Annotated in this window: 11 protein-coding genes; 8 read left to right on the top strand and 3 right to left on the bottom strand. The window is 39.4% G+C overall.

What is annotated here, in order from left to right:
- The coding region (gene tnpA / locus B5X76_RS09335; protein WP_139375261.1) for an IS66 family insertion sequence element accessory protein TnpA at window positions 1-243 on the bottom strand (243 nt) is incomplete at its 3' end.
- On the opposite strand from tnpA, the gene B5X76_RS09340 reads away from it, so the two are divergent.
- The 8 genes from B5X76_RS09340 (at window position 243) to B5X76_RS09375 (ending at window position 15,280) form a co-directional block, all read left to right on the top strand.
- The gene (locus B5X76_RS09340; RefSeq protein WP_245801015.1) at window positions 243-2,870 is read left to right on the top strand and encodes a SusC/RagA family TonB-linked outer membrane protein; all 2,628 of its coding nucleotides are present in this window, start codon (window positions 243-245) and stop codon (window positions 2,868-2,870) included. The genes tnpA and B5X76_RS09340 overlap by 1 nt on opposite strands.
- A 12-nt stretch (window positions 2,871-2,882) precedes the next feature.
- Window positions 2,883-4,721 carry a RagB/SusD family nutrient uptake outer membrane protein gene (locus B5X76_RS09345; RefSeq protein ID WP_079642846.1) on the top strand — a complete coding sequence of 613 codons (1,839 nt, stop codon included), beginning with the start codon at window positions 2,883-2,885 and terminating at the stop codon, window positions 4,719-4,721.
- A gap of 358 nt (window positions 4,722-5,079) precedes the next feature.
- Complete coding sequence (locus tag B5X76_RS09350; protein WP_079642847.1) at window positions 5,080-5,607, top strand: RNA polymerase sigma-70 factor; 528 nt, start codon at window positions 5,080-5,082, stop codon at window positions 5,605-5,607.
- Window positions 5,608-5,664: 57 nt separating this feature from the next.
- On the top strand, window positions 5,665-6,774 hold the full coding sequence (locus B5X76_RS09355; RefSeq protein ID WP_176141031.1) for a FecR family protein: 1,110 nt from the start codon (window positions 5,665-5,667) through the stop codon (window positions 6,772-6,774).
- Between the two features lie 134 nt (window positions 6,775-6,908).
- Window positions 6,909-10,343 carry a TonB-dependent receptor gene (locus tag B5X76_RS09360; RefSeq protein WP_079642849.1) on the top strand — a complete coding sequence of 1,145 codons (3,435 nt, stop codon included), beginning with the start codon at window positions 6,909-6,911 and terminating at the stop codon, window positions 10,341-10,343.
- A gap of 10 nt (window positions 10,344-10,353) precedes the next feature.
- On the top strand, window positions 10,354-12,318 hold the full coding sequence (locus B5X76_RS09365) for a RagB/SusD family nutrient uptake outer membrane protein (protein ID WP_079642850.1): 1,965 nt from the start codon (window positions 10,354-10,356) through the stop codon (window positions 12,316-12,318).
- Between the two features lie 59 nt (window positions 12,319-12,377).
- A complete protein-coding gene (locus B5X76_RS09370; protein ID WP_139375262.1) occupies window positions 12,378-13,787 on the top strand; it encodes an alpha-L-fucosidase in 1,410 nt (469 codons plus the stop codon).
- The gene (locus tag B5X76_RS09375) at window positions 13,787-15,280 is read left to right on the top strand and encodes a sulfatase (RefSeq protein WP_079642852.1); all 1,494 of its coding nucleotides are present in this window, start codon (window positions 13,787-13,789) and stop codon (window positions 15,278-15,280) included. The genes B5X76_RS09370 and B5X76_RS09375 overlap by 1 nt, the downstream gene beginning before the upstream one ends.
- A 142-nt stretch (window positions 15,281-15,422) precedes the next feature.
- Here the strand turns inward: B5X76_RS09375 and B5X76_RS09380 are convergent, their stop codons facing one another.
- Window positions 15,423-17,288, bottom strand: coding sequence for a DUF5006 domain-containing protein (locus B5X76_RS09380; RefSeq protein WP_079642853.1), 1,866 nt, complete (start codon window positions 17,286-17,288; stop codon window positions 15,423-15,425).
- 10 nt (window positions 17,289-17,298) lie between these two features.
- A complete protein-coding gene (locus B5X76_RS09385; protein WP_079642854.1) occupies window positions 17,299-19,095 on the bottom strand; it encodes a RagB/SusD family nutrient uptake outer membrane protein in 1,797 nt (598 codons plus the stop codon).
- Between the last annotated feature and the right edge of the window lie 5 nt (window positions 19,096-19,100).

Here is a 19,100-nt window from a genome sequence, read left to right on the forward strand (position 1 = left end):
TTTTAAAACCGTAATCTGTAAAGTCTGCTCGGCAACAATCCTTTTGTATTGCGCCAACTCTTTTTCCATTTCCCGCAACTGCTTAAGCTGCGAAACCTCCATACCCGAATATTTGCTCTTCCAAGAATAGAAAGTCCCTTGGCTAATACCATGCTCTCGGCAGATATCCGAAACCGATTGCCCAGCTTCCTGCTGTGATAAAATCTTGATGATTTGTGATTCGCTAAACTTACTTTTTTTCATTGTCCCTAAATTATAAAACTACATTAATAATCGTAGCTATTTTAAGGGAAGATTACACATTGGTATTGGTGGATGGGGTACCTAGAGCTATGGCCGACATAGAACCCGATGAAATTGAAACGTTTACCTTATTAAAAGATGCTGCGGCTACAGCTGTATATGGTGCCGAAGGAGCGAATGGTGTAATTATCATTACATCTAAGCGTGGACGCAATGAAAAAACCAAGGTCACATATCGTGGTGAGTATAGTATGTTAAAGCCTACAAGACTTCCTGAATTTGTAAATTCTGTAGATTATATGACTCTTTACAATGAAGCTTTACGAAATGAGGGAGCTGCACCAATGTTTTCTGATGAATTGATCAGCAACTATCGCAAAGGAGAAGATTTAGACCTATATCCAAATACAAACTGGCTGGATCTAATGCTCGATAACAAAACAAACAACATGCGTCACACGTTAAACTTCAGAGGCGGTGGTGATATTGCAAAATTCTTTGTCTCGGGAGCATATTTTTCGGAAAGTGGAATTTTCAAAGAGAATAATTTGGCGGATTATAACAACAATATCGGTTTAAAACGTTTTAATCTTCGCTCCAATATAGATCTGCAGGTTAGTAAGACTACTTCCCTATCTGTTGATCTATCCGGACAATACCTAACGACAAACTATCCCGGAGTAGGTACATCGACGATTTTTCAACGAATGACTACTATTCCAAGCTATTTATTTCCGGCAGTATATTCAGACGGTACCGTGGCAGGCCACCCAAGACCGAGTGGCAATCGTGTGAATCCATATAACCTCTTGATGGAATCGGGCTATGCAAAAGAATGGCGATCTGGAATTCAGTCTAATGTAGGCGTTAAACAAGATTTAAAATTTCTAACAGAAGGACTATCCTTGCAAGCCAATGTAAGCTACGATGCTGTAATGAATTATTACATGTCACGCACTAAAACACCAAAACAATTCTATGCTACTGGTAGAAATGAGGATGGCTCATTAAAGTTCAAAGAAGTGGTGGCTGGTAATCCGGATTTCGGGGAGCCGGCAGAGAGCAACACGGGCAGTAAGAATATCTATTTAGAAATGTCATTACGTTACAACCGTAAATTCTTTGAAAAACATGAGGTAGGCGGAATGTTGTTATCTTATCAAAAAGAAAACCAACGCCACGACGAAGCTTTAGCATTTAGAAAACAAGGATATGTGGGAAGGGTAACCTATATGTTTGATGATCGTTACGCGCTAGAAGGTAATTTTGGTTTTACAGGATCGGAAACATTTGCTAAAAATTACCGTTTCGGATTTTTTCCTGCTGTCGGTGCTTCTTGGATTGCTTCTAATGAAAAATTCTTTGGTGATGACTTTAAATCTATTGTAAACAACTTAAAATTTAGAGCTTCTGTAGGTAAAACGGGTAACGATAATACAGGGGGATCCAGATTTTTATACCGGGGAACATTTACAACGGGAACAACTGGTTATCCATTTGGTATAGGAGGATCAGGTTCCTTAAATGGGATGAATGGAGTAATAGAGGGAAGATTTGAAGCCCCATACCTATCTTGGGAAATCGAACTGAAACGTAATTTTGGAATGGAACTGGGTCTATTCAATAATAAAATTGACCTACAGGTGGATTATTTTGATAATAACCGTTCAAATATATTATTACAACGTCGTACAGTTTCTGCTGTTGCAGGTTTTCGCCAAAGCCCATGGCAAAATTATGGGGAAGTTGATAACAAGGGAATTGACGGTAGTCTGAATGTACGTCAGAAAATCGGTCAAGATTTTATATTAAGTCTTCGCGGAAACTTAACTTTTGCACGTAATAAAATTATAGAATACGATGAGATTCCACAACTATACCCGTGGATGAATCAAACTGGTAGTAGACTTAACATTTCTAGTTTATATGTCGCAGATGGGCTTTATAAACACGAGGATTTTATTATTAGCGAGGTCAATGGGGTAAAAACATATAGTCTGAAAGAGGGCATAGTCAGTTCAAGCTTAAGCTCAAATATTCGTCCAGGTGATATCAAGTACAAGGATTTGAACGGAGATGGAATAATAAATCAATATGACCAAACTCGTGAAATAGCTGACCCTTCTGTTCCTGAATTGATCTATGGATTTGGTATCTCAGGAGAGTATAAAGGCTTTTATGCAAATGTCTTCTTCCAAGGTGCCGGTAATACATCGACAGTTCTTGGGGCTAATGTACCTCAATCATTTTTCCCGTTCCAATGGGGTGTGGATGAATCCAACTTAAGAGCTGAAGCATTAAATCGCTGGACTGAAGAGGCCCCATCAGACAATGTGATGTACCCTCGCCTTCACTCTTCAACATTTGCCAACAACTCTGCTGCTAGTACATGGTGGCTTAGAGATGCCTCATTTGTCCGTTTGAAAAATGTGGAATTGGGATATCGCTTCCAGCAATCGTTTATGAACAGAGTTGGAATTAAATCTGGACGTGTATACTTGAATGGCAACAATATTTACGTATGGGACAAGGTCAAGATGTGGGATCCTGAATTAGGGAACGCAAATGAAGGAATGAACTATCCATTGCCTTCGACCTACACTGTTGGATTAGAGTTTACTTTTTAAAGACTTTCTGTTATGAAAAAAATTAGAAAAATATATTATTTGCTATTGGCATTCGTCTCCTTATCGCTTGTGCAATGTAATCCAAACTATTTGGACGTTTCAGATGAATTGGCCGGACAATTGACGATGAAAGAAGTTTTCGAGAATGCGGAATATACCCGTAATTGGCACCGTAATATTTTTTCCGGTATTCCAAATAGCTCAGGAATGATTCTAGATGCTGCAGCATTGACCAACCCATGGACGGGCGCATCGGACGAACTAAAAATGGCTCAAGGAACGCTTCGTACATTAAATGCTAACGGATACAATTCGGGGAACGCACCTTTTCACCGTTGGGGAACGCTATACACCCTTATTAGACAGGCGAATCTTTTCTTAGAGAATGCCAAAGAAATTCCCCAAACAGGTGATACAGATTTTATCAGTTCCGCTGAGCTCAATAAGATGAAAGCGCAGGCTCGCTTTTTAAGAGGATATTATCATTACCTTCTTTTTGAACAATATGGCCCTATACCTATCATCGAAAAATCAATTGATCCTTCGTTGAGCGATATCGATTTTGAACGTAATTCTGTTCAGGAAGTTGTTGATTGGATTTACAAAGAATTGACAGATGTCTCCACTGAGCTGGACGAAATAATTACAGATCAAAACTATCTGTCGTTACCAACTAAAGGTGTTGCACTAGCTGTTCGCGCCAAATTGATGATGTATGCGGCAAGTCCATTATTTAATGGTGGCTACACAGAAGCTTTGGCATTAACAAATCCTTCAGGCAAAAAGTTGTTTGACAGCGCGGACCCTGCCCGCTGGGCAAAAGCTGGAGCAGCAATGAAAGAGTTTATAGACTTTGCTGAATCGGGCAAATACGCACTATATAAAGCTTACACGAATGGCACATATGATCCTGATAAATCGCTATACGAATTGTTTATGTCTTACAACACGGAAATTATTTGGGCAAACCCAAATCAATCATGGGGCGCTGTAAATGGTGAAGGGGTTGATAGACGTAGCACACCTCGTTCTGAAAATGCAGGATTTGCTTGTATTGCCGTGACACAAGAATTAGTCGATGATTTCTTTATGAATGATGGTTTACCCATCGAAGAATCTCCGAAATATAAAGAAAGTGGATTCTCTATAGCCGGAGATGATCTTACTGGACGTACAGAGGCCGGAACCTACAACATGTGGGTAAATAGAGAACCACGTTTTTATCAAACGGTATTTTATCATGGAAGAAAATGGCACTTGACTAATCGCATAGTAAAGTTCAATCGTGGAAATGGTAATGACAACACAGCTGCAGATCATCCCTGGTCAGGATATTTACTATATAAGAGAATCTCAAGAAATGTGCATAATCAAGGCTCCTTTCCAAAAAGTCATTATAGACCGTCTATTATCTTTAGATTGGCTGAATTCTATTTACTATATGCCGAAGCAATGAATGAAATTGATCCTTCTAATCCGCTAATTCTAGAATATGTAGATAGAGTAAGAGAAAGAGCGGGTATACCCAAACTTCAGGATATAAAAGCACAAATAAAAGGTAATAAAGATCTACAAAGAAATGCTATTCGAGCTGAAATGCGTATTGAACTAGCAACTGAGGGACAACGTTATTTTGACGTTCGGAGATGGATGATAGCGGAGAATGAAGTCGGCAAAGGTGGTCAAGGAGGACTATTTTATGGCATGAATATGGGGGCTGCTACAGAGGCTGAATTCTTTAAGCGCACATCTTATGAAAACAGAGCATTTGAAAGAGAAATGTACTTATACCCTATTCCTTTGAACGAAATTCAAAAAAGCAAAAAATTAGTTCAAAACCCTGGCTGGTAAATCCAAACTGCCTATCATAAATATCAAAAGGAGCTATCTGTATTAATTGGGATAGCTCCTTTTGTAGTATAACTAACAGAAAATTCCGTTGTAGATCTATATTCACCATCTCCTGAAAGCAATAACGGAGTACTACTATTATGGTTAAGATCTTAATATACTATTAGAGAGATACTAAAACGATTCTTTAATATGCTGTTTGAAGTAGCATCCCTAACTGATTAAGGGCAATTTTCTTCTTTTCATTCATTTTGCCTACAATTACTCTTGCATCAAAATAAAATATTTTAAGTAATATTGTATTGGTTTCCGATTAAACCAAAAATTTATCTTAACATTCGCCTTAGTTATCTATATTATGTCTTTTCCAAGTAATAAGGATTTTAAGAAAGAATTTGATAAAATATATCAAGAGCATTATAGTACCTTATATTTGCATGCTCTAACCATGCTTCAAGATGGAGACGAAGCCAAAGACGTAGTCCAGGATGTCTTTTTGAAATTATGGATGAACGTTGAAACTCTCTCAGAAACCTATAACCTTAAAGCGTATTTAATTAAATCGACCCGAAACAATATCCTAGATCGTTTCGCTAAAGACGCTGTAAAAAGAAAATATCTGCTTCAAATAAACCAAATGGATTTTGTTTTTATCGAAGATGAATCAGAGGTTGAACGACAATTAATGAAAGCTGTCGAAGAAAAAATTGCAGTTCTGCCTGAACAAATGAGACTGGTTTTCCAAGAAAGTAAGTTCAACCAGAAATCAAACAAAGAGATTGCCGAAAACTTAAATATCTCCATAAACACTGTAAAAACTCATCTAAGTAGAGCTATTAAACGACTAAAAATTAAGTCTATAAATTTTTTTTCATTTTTTTTATAATATAGAGTCATCCTTTTGTCCCACTTCCTCGTTATAGCTTTAAAACCTATAATGTTGATGAATCAAGAAATTGAACAATTATTAAATAAGTGGCAGCAGGGTACATTGTCTGAAGAGGAAAGATTAGTTCTAGTAAACTGGTATTTGGCTAATACTAAGTATCAAAAATTAACTAATATTCTTCCCTCTCAAATATCGCAGGACCTAGATGAACTGGCACATTATTCTCCTGAAAAAACGCTTTTAAAAAATCAATTAAAAAAAATATGGATTATTTCTGCAGCCGCGGCAATATTAATATATGCTGCGTTTAGTATATATCAATTTAGTTTTAAGTCCTCTACGTCACTCAATGATAAGGAATTGATTGTAGTAGGCGGAAATAATGCCCATTTGCAACTGTCTGATGGAAGCAAGTTAGATTTAAACACCTTAATCAAAGACAGCCTAATATCTTATAATCATGTCAATATTGAGAAAATAGATGATGGAACAGTCGTGTATACCGCAAATAATATTGCCAATGCCCCTGCTGAAACTTATGACTGGATACAGACCCCTAGGGGTGGAGAGTTTAAAATAATCTTGGTAGATGGAACCAAAGTGTGGTTAAATAGTAATTCTAAATTAAAGTTTTTTACATCAGAATCTGGAACGAACCGTAATGTATGGCTAGATGGAGAAGCTTACTTTGAAGTTGCGCATAACGATAAAAAACCTTTTTTTGTTTTCTCTGACCAACAGAAGATTAAAGTATTAGGAACTAAATTCAACGTCAGATCTTCAGTCGGTAAAACGGAAACCACCTTAATTACAGGCAAAGTATCCGTAAATAATGATCAAACCATTCTAAAACCTGGACAACAGTTGGTAACAGCTAACAATAAAAATCAAAAAATTACAACAGTGGATACTGAACCGTATATCGCTTGGAAAAATGGATATTTCCTTTTTAACTACGAGCCCTTACAATCTGTTGCAGAAAAACTAGGCGAATGGTATAATGTTGATTTTGAATACAATAAAGAAGTTGGACAATTAAAAGTCTGGGCTACGATATCAAAATATAGGGAAATAGGAGAAGTCTTAGGACTTATTGAGCAATCTGGTATTGCTAAATTTTCAATAAAAGGAAGGAGGATACGAATAGAAAGTATAAAAGAATAATAAAAAATACTGGAGAACCGCCATTCTCCAATATCTTATCATTAATATAAACTATTAACTACTAACCAAATATAATGAAAAAATATTATTTAAGGAGAGGTGAGTTTTTATTGCCCTCTAAAGTCATATTGTATATGAAACTAACATTTATTTGTACTGTTCTTTTGACATTAAACTCATGGGCAGCAGTTCATAGCCAATCAATCACAATCCATGGAAAGAATGTACGTATTGCTGATTTTTTTAAGCTTATAAAGGAACAAACGGGTTACGATATTGTATCAAAAGCTCAAGATATACAAAACATTAACCTAAATCTCAATTTACGAGATACACCTTTAGAAAAAGCGTTAGACATTGCACTGGAAAGTGAAGGTCTTACGTATAAGATTAATAAAAAGGCAATTGTCATCAGTCGTAAAACTGCACCAAAGGCAATCAAAACTGATTATAAAGCGACAACCTATATTACCACTACTCAAAACATGGTGACAGGTAAAGTTATAAATGCACAGGAAAAACCTATTGCAAAAGTAACGGTTAAAGTGGTGAATTCGGACAGAATTGCCGAAACCGACAATAACGGAAACTTTAGAATTCACGCAGCTATTGGTGATATACTACAATTCTCGTTTATAGGCTATAATAACCAAAGGATCACCATCTCTTCTAGTCAAGCATTGACGGTTCGTTTAGTTGAATCTAATCAGGATCTAGACGAAGTGGTAGTGGTAGGATTCGGTACACAACGCAAGACGAATATAACTGGAGCAGTGGCTACTGTAGATACCAAAAGATTAGAATCAAGACCTGTAACATCTGTTGCACAGGCTTTACAGGGAACTGTACCCGGATTGAATATCTCGGCACCAGCATTAGGAGGTGAGTTGGGACAGAATATGAATATTAACATACGTGGTACCGGTACTATCAGTACGGGTTCAACAGCTAGTACCCTAGTATTAATTGATGGCGTAGAAGGAAACATCAATAATATAAACCCGGATGATATTGAGTCTATTTCAGTTTTAAAAGATGCTTCTGCGGCTTCAATCTATGGATCCAGAGCAGCGTTTGGTGTCATATTGGTAACCACCAAATCAGGAAAAGCAGGTGTTTCATCAATATCGTATTCCAATAATTTCAGAAATACGAGACCTACAAATCTACCAAAACTGCTGAACTCCTATGATTTTGCTAACTATTTTAACGAGTCTGCTCTTAACGATGGGGGTCAGGTTATTTTTGATAGCAATACTATACAACGTATTCAGGACTATATTGCCGGTAAAATAACAACCACCACCATACCGAATGAAGGGAATGGCAATTGGCAATTCCACGAAAGGGCCAACGACAATGTTAATTGGTATGATGTACACTACAAAAATGCATGGTCTGTAGAAAATAACCTAAATATCAGTGGTGGATCAGAAAAGTATCAATACTACGGTTCTGCTAACTATTTAAACCAAAATGGAAACTTGAGATACGGCGAAGATAAATATAAGCGTTTTCAGTCCATGGCAAAAATAAACGCCCAACTAAATGACCTGATCGATGTTAAATTGACAACTCGTTTTGTACGATCTAATTTAGACAACCCCTACTACAACAGTTTATCAGGCCTATTGTACCACGATATCGTACGAATGTGGCCAATGATGCCTTTTAAAGATCCGAATGGACATTATATGCGAAATGGTAAATTAGCACAGCTGACCAGTGGAAGTCGTTCTATTACAAATAATGATAACTTATTTTTACAAGGACAGATCGTATTGCATCCCGCAAAAGGCTGGAACATATATGCTGAGGCAGGGCTTCGCACCGTCAATGAAAATAATCAAAGTAATGTTAATTCTGTACGCGAGTACAATGTAAAAGGTGAGCCTTTATTATTACAGTTTGACGGATCACGAACAGCTGGTGCTACAGAAGCTTCTCAATATTATGTCAATCAAAACATGTATACCACCAGTGTATACTCCGATTACACAACTAAAATAGATAATCATGCTTTTAAGCTTATGGTCGGAGCAAATACGGAAATGTTCAAATATAGAACACTAGGTGCGCTGCGACCTAATCTATATTCAGAATCTGTACCTGAAATAAGTGCTGCGGGAGGAACAGACAAAATAACGTCTGCATCGGTATATGACTGGGCAACAGCAGGATTTTTTGGCCGTTTGAATTACGATTTTGATGACAAGTATCTTGTTGAATTTAACTTAAGATATGACGGATCTTCCCGATACCTCAGAGATCAACGCTGGTCCTTATTTCCGAGCGTATCGGTAGGATGGAATATGGCTAAAGAATCATTTATGAATACGGGAAATTACCTATCGGTATTGAAACCAAGGATTTCATGGGGCAGGCTCGGCAACCAAAATACCATCGCCATTTATCCATTCTATCTGACACAACCGATTTCAGCAAATTCGGGATCATGGTTAATAGGTGGTTCAAAACCTACGGTAGCGACTGTTCCTGGTATGATAAGTAGCACGTTAACCTGGGAAAAAATAGAAACATTAAACATAGGGTTTGATGCTGTTGCTTTCCAGAATAGACTACAATTGAACTTTGACTATTTTACCCGCACTACGGATGGTATGGTTGGCCCAGCCGCAGAAATAGGTGCTGTATTTGGTACATCTTTGCCGAACACAAACAATGCAACCTTAGAAAACAAAGGTTGGGAGCTTGTGGTCAACTGGAATGATAAAATTGGCAATCTAGGCTATACCCTTGGTGCCAATATCTCAGACAATACAGCAACAGTAAAAAAATACCCTAATGCTTCTAAATCATTATCGACTTTTTACAATGGTCAGGTATTAGGTGAAATATGGGGTTACGAGACCGAAGGTATCGCTAAGTCTCAGGAACAAATGAACGCCTGGTTAGAAAATAATAAACCTACATGGGGATCAAACTGGGGTGAGGGAGATATCATGTACAGAGATTTAAATGGAGACAAAGAAGTAAACGCTGGATCAAGCACGCTAGATAATCCAGGCGACCGTAAGATTATTGGTAATAACAGTCCTCGTTATCTAGTCGGTTTCAATCTAGGAATGGACTGGAAAGGATTTGACTTTAGCGCCTTCTTACAGGGCGTAGCCAAAAGAGATGCCTGGTTAGGTGACCCCAATTTCTGGGGAGTAGGGTCTGGACAATGGCAGTCTACTGGTTTTGAGGAACACCTTGACTATTATCGGCCTGAAGGTACAACTTCAGTGTTCGGAGCTAATACAGATGCATATTACCCTAGGCCGTACATAGGAAAAGGAATGAATCAAGAAGTGCAAACGAAATATTTACAGAATGCGTCTTACCTGCGTTTGAAAAACATTCAGTTAGGATATACAATCTCGGAAAATATATTGCAACGCAGTAAGATCAAAAGAGCTAGAGTCTATTTTAGCGCAGAGAATCTATTCACCATCACAAGCATTTCGGACGTATATGACCCTGAAGCCATCAACGGTCCATGGGGTAACGGAAAAACGTACCCTCTTTCGAAAACGTTTTCTTTTGGTTGTAATATCACTTTTTAATCTTAAAGTCATGAAAAAAATATTTTTCTATACCCTTATAGGTTCCTTACTATTCAGCTCTTGCAACGAATTTTTAGATAGAGAGCCCTTAGGAGAAATTTCAACAGAAACCTATTTAAAAACGGATAATGATTTAGCCTCCTATGCAGCAGGCTTATATACTCAATTACCATCACACACAGCTGGCGCTTATGGGCTAGGTACATTTGCTACCGACAATGGAACTGACAATCAGGCTGCTACCGCACCAAACACAGTTTTTGTGAAAGGCCAGACTCGCGTACCTAACACGGGGGGGGATTGGGATTTTTCAACCATCCGCTCCACAAACTACTTTATTAATACCGTAACCCCTCGTATCGAAAAAGGAGAAATATCAGGTAATGAAACTTTAATAAAACATTGCCTCGGAGAAGTATACTTCTTTAGGGCATTTACCTATTTTAATAAGTTAGTAAGCTTGGGGGATTTCCCAATCGTTACAGAAGCTGTTACAGACAATTATGAAGCTGTAGTTGAGCAAAGTAAAAGGAGGCCTCGTAATGAAGTTGCCAGATTTATTTTAGCCGACCTCGATAAAGCTTTTTCATTAATGCAAGCGACTGCCCCTGCTCAGAACCGTTTAAGTAAAAACGTAGCTGCATTACTCAAAAGCAGAGTGGCACTATTTGAAGCGACTTGGGAAAAATATCATAAAGGTACTGCAAGAGTACCAGGAGGACCCGGCTGGCCTGGCGCTAACAAAGATTATTTGAAGGATTTTAGCATCAATATTGATCAGGAAATCCGATTTTTTCTAGAGCAGGCCAAGGAGTCAGCAAAAATTGTAGCTGAACAATATACTTTGGCTGCCAACTATCAAAGCATGTTTAACAGTAATTCCTTGACAGGCAATTCAGAAGTTTTACTTTGGAGAGCGTACAGCACAAATTCTGAAATCAATATTTTCCACTATGTAGTCGGTAATATCCAACGAAATGGTGGTGGAAATACGGGCTTTACAAAAGATATAGTTGAATCACACCTTATGCAAAATGGCTTACCTATATACGCAAATGGGTCTGGCTACCAAGGTGATAAAACTTATGCTAATACCTTCGCAAGTAGGGACCCAAGGATGGGATATAATATATTAAAAACCGGTGACCTATTGGCCGATGACCCATCGTTCAATGAATGGGCGTTAAATGGCAAAGGCTACTTTTATAGACCTCCGATTGTAATCGGACTGGCAGAACTGAGGTCAACAACAGGCTATTCATTGAAGAAAGGCCTGACGCCAGATGCTAATCAGGCCCCTACTAAAACCAGTACAATCGCGAGTGTGGTTTTCCGCGCGGCTGAAGCATACTTGAATTATATAGAAGCCGATTTTGAATTAAATGGAGTACTAGATCAAAATAGTATAAAATACTGGAAGGCGATTAGAACGCGCAGCAACATGGATACGGACATTGACAAAACAATTCAATATACCGATTTGTCTAAAGAAAACGACTGGGCAAAGTACTCCGCAGGTGTTATCATTTCTCCAACGTTGTATAATATACGTAGAGAACGTAGAATCGAGTTCGCGGCTGAAGGTATGCGATGGAATGACCTTAAGAGATGGAGAGCGCTAGATCAGGTTAGTGAGTATCATGTTCAAGGATTTAATCTATGGGATGAGAACTACAAACTCTATAGTAATCCAGAGCACAACATATCGCCAATACAGTTGATAGAAAACGGAAATGCCAATTCCAATGTATCTGCTCGCACAGATAGCAAATACCTCCGCATATACCGAGCTAACGCAGGAAATATAGCATTTAATGGTTACACGTGGAATCAAAATAAATATCTTAATCCGATAGCTACAACACACTTTAGATTAACAACCGCTGAGGCTGGTAATGAGGATTATTCAACCTCAAGTATTTATCAAAATCCAGGTTGGTCTACCGTGACCAATTCGGTTGCTGTTGGTGACTAATTAAAATACATTCACCTTAAATAACTAGGGTGAATGTATTTATACATTTTTAAAATAATATGATGAACTTTAGAAAACTGCTGTACCAATTCACTTTTTTACTGTTAACTTGTACCCAAGCTATATCCATAAATGCTCAAAATCTAGTAGTACCCAATGCAAGACAGGTCGCTTGGCAACAAGCGGAATTGGGTGTTGTATTTCATTACGATCTACATGTTTTTGACGGTAAAAAATACAGTCAAACGCGTAATAGGCTGGAGCCCATGCCTGATATTCAAATTTTTAATCCAGAAAAATTAAATGTAGAACAATGGGTACTGAGTGCAAAAGCAATGGGGGCTAAATTTGCTATTATTACAGCCACGCACGAAACAGGATTTGCTATCTTCCCTTCAAAATACAATCCTTACAACGTAAGCCAACTTAGTTTTAAAGACGGTAAAGCAGATCTACTTAAGGATTTTGTTGAAGCTTGCAGAAAACATGGAATAAAACCTGGTGTATACGTAGGCATTAGATGGAATAGCTTCTTTGGTGTACACGATTTTAAAGTGGATGGAACAGGACAGATGCAAAAGAATCGTCAAGAGTATTATAATCGTATGGCCGAAGGTATGGTACAGGAAATATGCACAAACTATGGTGAATTGTTCGAAATTTGGTTTGACGGGGGAGCAAGCCACCCTGATAAAGGAGCTCCTAATGTACTGCCTATTGTGCAAAAATATCAACCAAACTGTCTATTCTACCATAACGACCAATTGGCTGAGGCTAGATGGGCAGGATCAGAATCGGGTACAGTTGGCTACCCTAATTGGTCAACATTTACCTACAACTTTACCGGCTCGGGAGAGTCTGCACCTAAGCCCATATCGGAAAACAATTACTACTTACTTAAACATGGAGATCCTGAAGGAAAATACTTCGTACCAGCCATGTCGGACGCTCCCCTACGCGGTGCAAATGGTAGACATGAATGGTTTTGGGAGCCAGGGGATGAAAACTCGGTATATCCGTTAAACGAATTAGTCGACATGTACTGCAAGTCTGTAGGACGCAACTCCACGCTTATCATGGGAATTACGCCAGATAACACCGGATTGGTACCCAAAGGTGATGCTAAACGGATGGAAGAGTTCGGAGAAAAGATCAAAACACTATTTGATATTCCATTAGCAAAAACACAAACAGAAGGTAAGCAAGCTAGGCTTCAGCTCAAGGGCAACAAAGCGGTGAACTATATCATGATTCAAGAAGATATTGCGTTAGGACATCGTATTTCAGAATTTATTGTAGAAGCTAAAATCGGTAAACAATGGAAAGAAATTGACAGAGGAACGGCTGTGGGCCACAAATACATTAAGAAGCTCGCACAAACGTGCAACGCAAAAGAGTTTAGGTTAACCGTATTGCAAGCTAAAGCAACTCCTAAGATTATAAACTTCTCAATTTACGATACAGAATAATGAAATTTAGATTAAAACTTGCCTTTATAGGCATGTTGCTGGCAACATCATCCTTTGCCCAAAAGAAACCTAACATTATCGTCTTTATGGTGGATGATATGGGATGGCAAGATACTTCTTACCCTTTCGATAGTATTGCAAGTGCATTCAACAAGATTTACAATACACCAAATATGGAGCGTATGGCTAAAGAAAGCATAGCCTTTACTAATGCCTATAGTACGCCTGTATGTACCCCATCCCGAGTGAGCCTAATCACGGGGATGAACGCCAGTCAACACCATGTCACCAATTGGACGGCTCCAATGAAGGATCGACCTACGGGTAGAAAAGATGATGAGTTGCAAGAGCCGATCTGGAATCATAACGGCTTAAGTCCAATAGCTGGAATAGCCAATACCATTCATGCAACCTCTCTTTCTCAAATCCTGAAGGACAACGGATACTTCACCATTCATGCTGGTAAGGCACATTGGGGATCTGCTGGCACTCCGGGATCTAACCCCTATTCATTGGGTTTTGTCGTCAATATAGCAGGTACCTCTACCGGAAGACCGGCAAGTTATTGGGGAACTCAAAATTTCGGACGAAATGAAAAAGACTATCATGGTGTTGAAAACCTGCAAGAATATTTTGAAGATGATATCTACCTGACCGAAGCGCTGACTAGAGAGGCTATCAAGACACTAGACTACCCTATTGATAATAAGATTCCTTTCTTCTTAAACCTTGGCCACTATGCTATCCACGACCCTTTAATGGAAGACAAACGATACTACCAAAAATATATCGACAGGGGAATTAGTAAAAATGAAGCAAAATACGCATCTATGATAGAGGGGATGGATAAAAGCTTAGGCGATGTATTAGATTATCTTGCTTCTAAAAAGGCATTAGACAATACATACATAGTTTTTATCAGTGACAATGGCGGTCTAAGTCTAACGTATACTAGAGATGGCATGGAGCACACACACAATAAACCTTTACGATCGGGCAAAGGTTCGATCTATGAGGGAGGAATACGTGTTCCGCTGCTCATCAAAGGGATTAAAGGGAATATAAAAGGACGGAGAGAGAATTCTCCTGTCATTATTGAAGACATATTCCCTACTGTACTGGATATGGCAAACATCAAAAATCCTACAGTCATACAACATATTGATGGAAAATCTCAAATCAACAGACTGCGCAAGCATATCGAACCAGATACGACTAGAGATTTGATATTCCATATACCAAATAAATGGATTGATGGGGACGGCGATGGATTTAACTACCGATCTGCAATCCGTAAAGGGGATTTTAAATTGATCTATTCCTATAGGTCGAATAATTACGAACTTTATAATGTAGAAAAGGATTTAGGAGAGCAACACAACCTAATTGATGACAATAGATATGATAAAATAGTTGAAGATCTAAAAAACAGATTGGACGCTGCTCTTAAAAAATATAATGCTCCGGTACCCGTAAAAATAAGTTCCAAATAAACGATTTTTAGACATTATCAATTAATGAAGATAAATGATTCAAAGTCTCTTTCTCTTCGTCTTGCTTTAATTAAAATCGTTTCAATGATATCAAAATAAAAAGGGAGTTCAAATTTGAACTCCCTTTTTATTTTATAACGTATTAGTAGAAATACATGTTATTATGTGTGTAAGCACTTTTACGATCGCCTATACTATAATTGGCATTCGTGTAGTAACGAATCCAATCTAGCTCCATCCGCGGAGTGCGGCTATTGGTTTTGCTATCGTTAAATAATATATCCGCAAAGCCAGAATCCCAACCTGAAGGAACCGGGCTACCTAGCCCCCACTCACTTGGCGCGCCCATCGTCAATAAGAAATGTAATCCCTCAGGATTGATGGTCTTATCAAAAGGCCATAATGCTGGATTTTTCATATCCGACTTACGTAATGTCACATTCTTTTGTCCATTAATACCCATATGAATCGTATTGGCATCCACCAGCTCTACCCAATAGATATTCCATTCATTCATTTTACTGATGGTACCACTGTAATGCGGATTAAAATCGGCTACTCCTTGATCGGCCAGATGGAAGGTTTGAAATGCTACATTTGTACCCGTCTTAGGCCCTACCGGGTTTTCCAGAATATCAATTTCTCCGTAGGATGGCCAGCTGAGCTTATTTTGCGCATTGCCCTGCAACCAGATGGCACAGTTGAATCCGTTCTTTTCGCCCCGGATTCGAGCACGTACTTCGATACGCATACCGGGATAGATGCGCGTATGCTGTGGTGCGAAAGTAACATTTGCCCCATTATTATCAGCAAACTTGGACGAATAAAAGGCTGCTGTACCATAAGCACGCGCACCCGATGCCCCACCACTTGCTGTAGCACTCTCTTTTACTGCCCACATTTTCATAATACCATCCGGTGTAATGGTAGAATACTTTTCGTTATTGACTGCCATTACTGTCTGCACTAAAGCTGTATTTTGTGCAGCAAATCCCTTCGGCACATAATTGCCGAATGCATTCGGAACGACAGCCGATGCATAAGCTGCCGGGATAGCATGAAATTCCATCGCATTATAGAAGTTCCAACCGGCTAATTTCGGATGTGGATCGCCTAAACGTATCTCCCGCAACTCTTTGTCGTACCAGCCCTGCACAGCAGTCTTATTCTGAGGCGACATAAAAGGAATATCAGGATTATCATAAACCCAGCGCTCATCTACTGATAGGTCTCCCAATGGCGCATCGATATCGCGCTTTAGTATCTGGATTTCATTCTCGTATAATGGATGTATACTGGAACTTCCGACCAGCTGTAAGGTTAAATTCGTATTGCCCGTATAGATGAGGTCTTTCTTCAACAGTACAGCAGTGCTTTCTACCGTAGTAGCTCCGGCAGGAATGATCAATTTTTCAACCAATCCTTCGTAATTGCCCTCTTCGCCAGCTTTAGCCTGTACCTGAACGGTTACAGCTTCTTTTGCTGGTGCACCGATGCTTGCTGTCAAAATAAATGACTCACCCTCCCCTACCTCTTTATCGGGGTTATTCTTCAGCCCGACGACGGTATAATGATAATCGGAAACCAACACCGACTGTGTTGAACCGTTTACTTTATAACCTCTGACAAAAGCAGTTAAATCAAAGTCGTAATTACGATCGATACCCGTTTTCTTGACAGGTATCTGCAAATGCACTTGACGCTCGCCTGCCGGAAAGATGATCTTTTCAGGGAATGACTCGAAAACTGTGGCAGCTACGTTGGCAGAACCCGCTTTGGCCGATAAATAGATATCAAACTCCTCGTTGCTACGGAGCTCGGGATCGTCCACGAAAATATCTATTTCCAGAATATCACCCATGACCAAACTTTGGCTGCTTAGCTTAACGACCAAAGGAACAGGTTTGGGCAGCGGATTTAATAACTCGTCGCTACACGATTGAAATATAGCTACCCCCCCAATGAAGAGGATAGCCAAAAATATGAGGTATGTAATTCTTGATTGCATGGGATAAAATTTAATTCCACTTAGGATTTTGCTTTAACTTCTTATTTAACGAAAGCTCTTCGGGAGGTACCGGAAGTAAATAGTCTCGATTTTCTTTAAACTGATACCCCCCTGGCAATAATTGTTGAAGCGGGTTCATCCAGCCTTGCGCATCTACTAAAACGCGCGCTAAGATATCGGCATCTTTACCCGGAAAGGATTTGTATAGTACCCCATCTTTTCCAAAATAAGCTCCTCTACCCGTCTTGCCCTGAACGACACTATGCCCACGCCAGCGTAATAGGTCTTGCAAACGGTAACCTTGTAGTGCTAATTCGGCCCGTCTCTCTCTCCGTATCTCTTGCATATTGGCCGTGAGTGGATATCCAAAATTGGTAAAATTTGGATCCAATAATGCGGGCTTTATATAAGCAACACCTGCACGTTCGCGCAACAAGCGCAGTGTTTTGTTAAGCACAGCATCATCACAGCGTCCCAGCTCTTCGGCTGCTTCAGCATAGCTAAGCAACGCCTCGGCATAACGTATTAGCGTGAACGCATTTTCACCGTTACCGGATACAAAGTTCTCGTCGACACCGAGACGGATATGAAATCCCGTCACGTTGCGCCCCTGACCATCGCCTCGTAGATAGGGCGGATTTATTATATCTTTCTCTGCTTCTGTATATTCCTTTACAACCAATGGCTTAGCACCGCTAGCAGCTGATTTGAACTTGGTATTGCTATGCATTACCGTTGCTAGAAGCCTGGCGTCCCGCCCAGCAAACATGGTATTAAAGTCTTTGTATTTGGCATCGTTTGGATCGATAAAACTTCCATCCGTATTTAAATAGTTATTGACTAGTGATAAGGAAAGTCCTGCTGGCCCTTCCTGATCCACAACACCGGTACCTAACAAGCCTGTTAATGCATGAAATACGCCCGTAGAACTGGAGTACTGCCTCCAAAAAACAGCCTCACTGATATTGGAAAGGTCTTTAAGGTTAAAAAGCTGACCAAAAACAGCCTCTTCGCTGGTGACCGTCTGGTCTTTACGCTGTAACTGTAGGCTATTTAAAGCAAATAATTCATCGCCCCATTGCATAACCTGCTCCAGAAAATATGTGGACTGGTTATCTTTTGCGTCAAACTCGGTACCTTTATGGTACTTCTGCCAAGTACCCTCATGTAAAGCTACACGCATAGCCAAAATGGAAGCGGCCTCTTTAGATATACGTAACCCTTTGTATCGAGAACGTGGATGTAAGAATTCTTTTGCACGCTGCAAGTCGGCCAAGATAAATTTGGCCATCTCGGTACGGTCTGCAGCTTCTATCTGCAACCCTTCTAAGGTAGCGCGATCGTCCCAAAGGGTATCCATGATGGGCACTCCACCAAAACGAGTCAATAGGTAATAATGCCAATAGGCACGTAAAAAGTAAGCTTCGCCTTTAAAAGATAAAATATCGGCTGTTTCTAGCTCGGGTTTAATTTTGTAGTAGTCGAAAAAGTAATTTATGTTACGTAGATTTTGATAGGCTACGGTCCAATCGCTGCCACCATCAAATATAGGTAGCTCGCCATTGAGACGCTTATCATAATTTTCAGCCAATATATTGTCCGAGTTTTTCTCCTCGCCACGTGCACCCATACCGAACTTAGGTAAAGACGGCAATACGGTATACAGTCCGTTGATATAGTTTAACACTTGTGGCTGCCCTTGCAGAAAATTTTCACTATTAGGCATAGTCAACGGCTCGCGGTCCAAAAAACCGGAACAACCGCTCAAAAATAAACTCACAAGAATGGGTATAAATATTTTTTTCATGTCGT

It is taken from the genome of Sphingobacterium nematocida (assembly GCF_900168125.1).
Lineage (GTDB): Bacteria > Bacteroidota > Bacteroidia > Sphingobacteriales > Sphingobacteriaceae > Sphingobacterium > Sphingobacterium nematocida.

Coding starts and splice junctions, on each gene's coding strand:
- B5X76_RS09345 (WP_079642846.1), top strand. CDS start 2,883: ATGAAAAAAATTAGAAAAATATATTATTTGCTATTGGCATTCGTCTCC.
- B5X76_RS09350 (WP_079642847.1), top strand. CDS start 5,080: ATGTCTTTTCCAAGTAATAAGGATTTTAAGAAAGAATTTGATAAAATA.
- B5X76_RS09355 (WP_176141031.1), top strand. CDS start 5,665: ATGAATCAAGAAATTGAACAATTATTAAATAAGTGGCAGCAGGGTACA.
- B5X76_RS09360 (WP_079642849.1), top strand. CDS start 6,909: ATGAAACTAACATTTATTTGTACTGTTCTTTTGACATTAAACTCATGG.
- B5X76_RS09365 (WP_079642850.1), top strand. CDS start 10,354: ATGAAAAAAATATTTTTCTATACCCTTATAGGTTCCTTACTATTCAGC.
- B5X76_RS09370 (WP_139375262.1), top strand. CDS start 12,378: ATGATGAACTTTAGAAAACTGCTGTACCAATTCACTTTTTTACTGTTA.
- B5X76_RS09375 (WP_079642852.1), top strand. CDS start 13,787: ATGAAATTTAGATTAAAACTTGCCTTTATAGGCATGTTGCTGGCAACA.
- B5X76_RS09380 (WP_079642853.1), bottom strand. CDS start 17,288: ATGCAATCAAGAATTACATACCTCATATTTTTGGCTATCCTCTTCATT.
- B5X76_RS09385 (WP_079642854.1), bottom strand. CDS start 19,095: ATGAAAAAAATATTTATACCCATTCTTGTGAGTTTATTTTTGAGCGGT.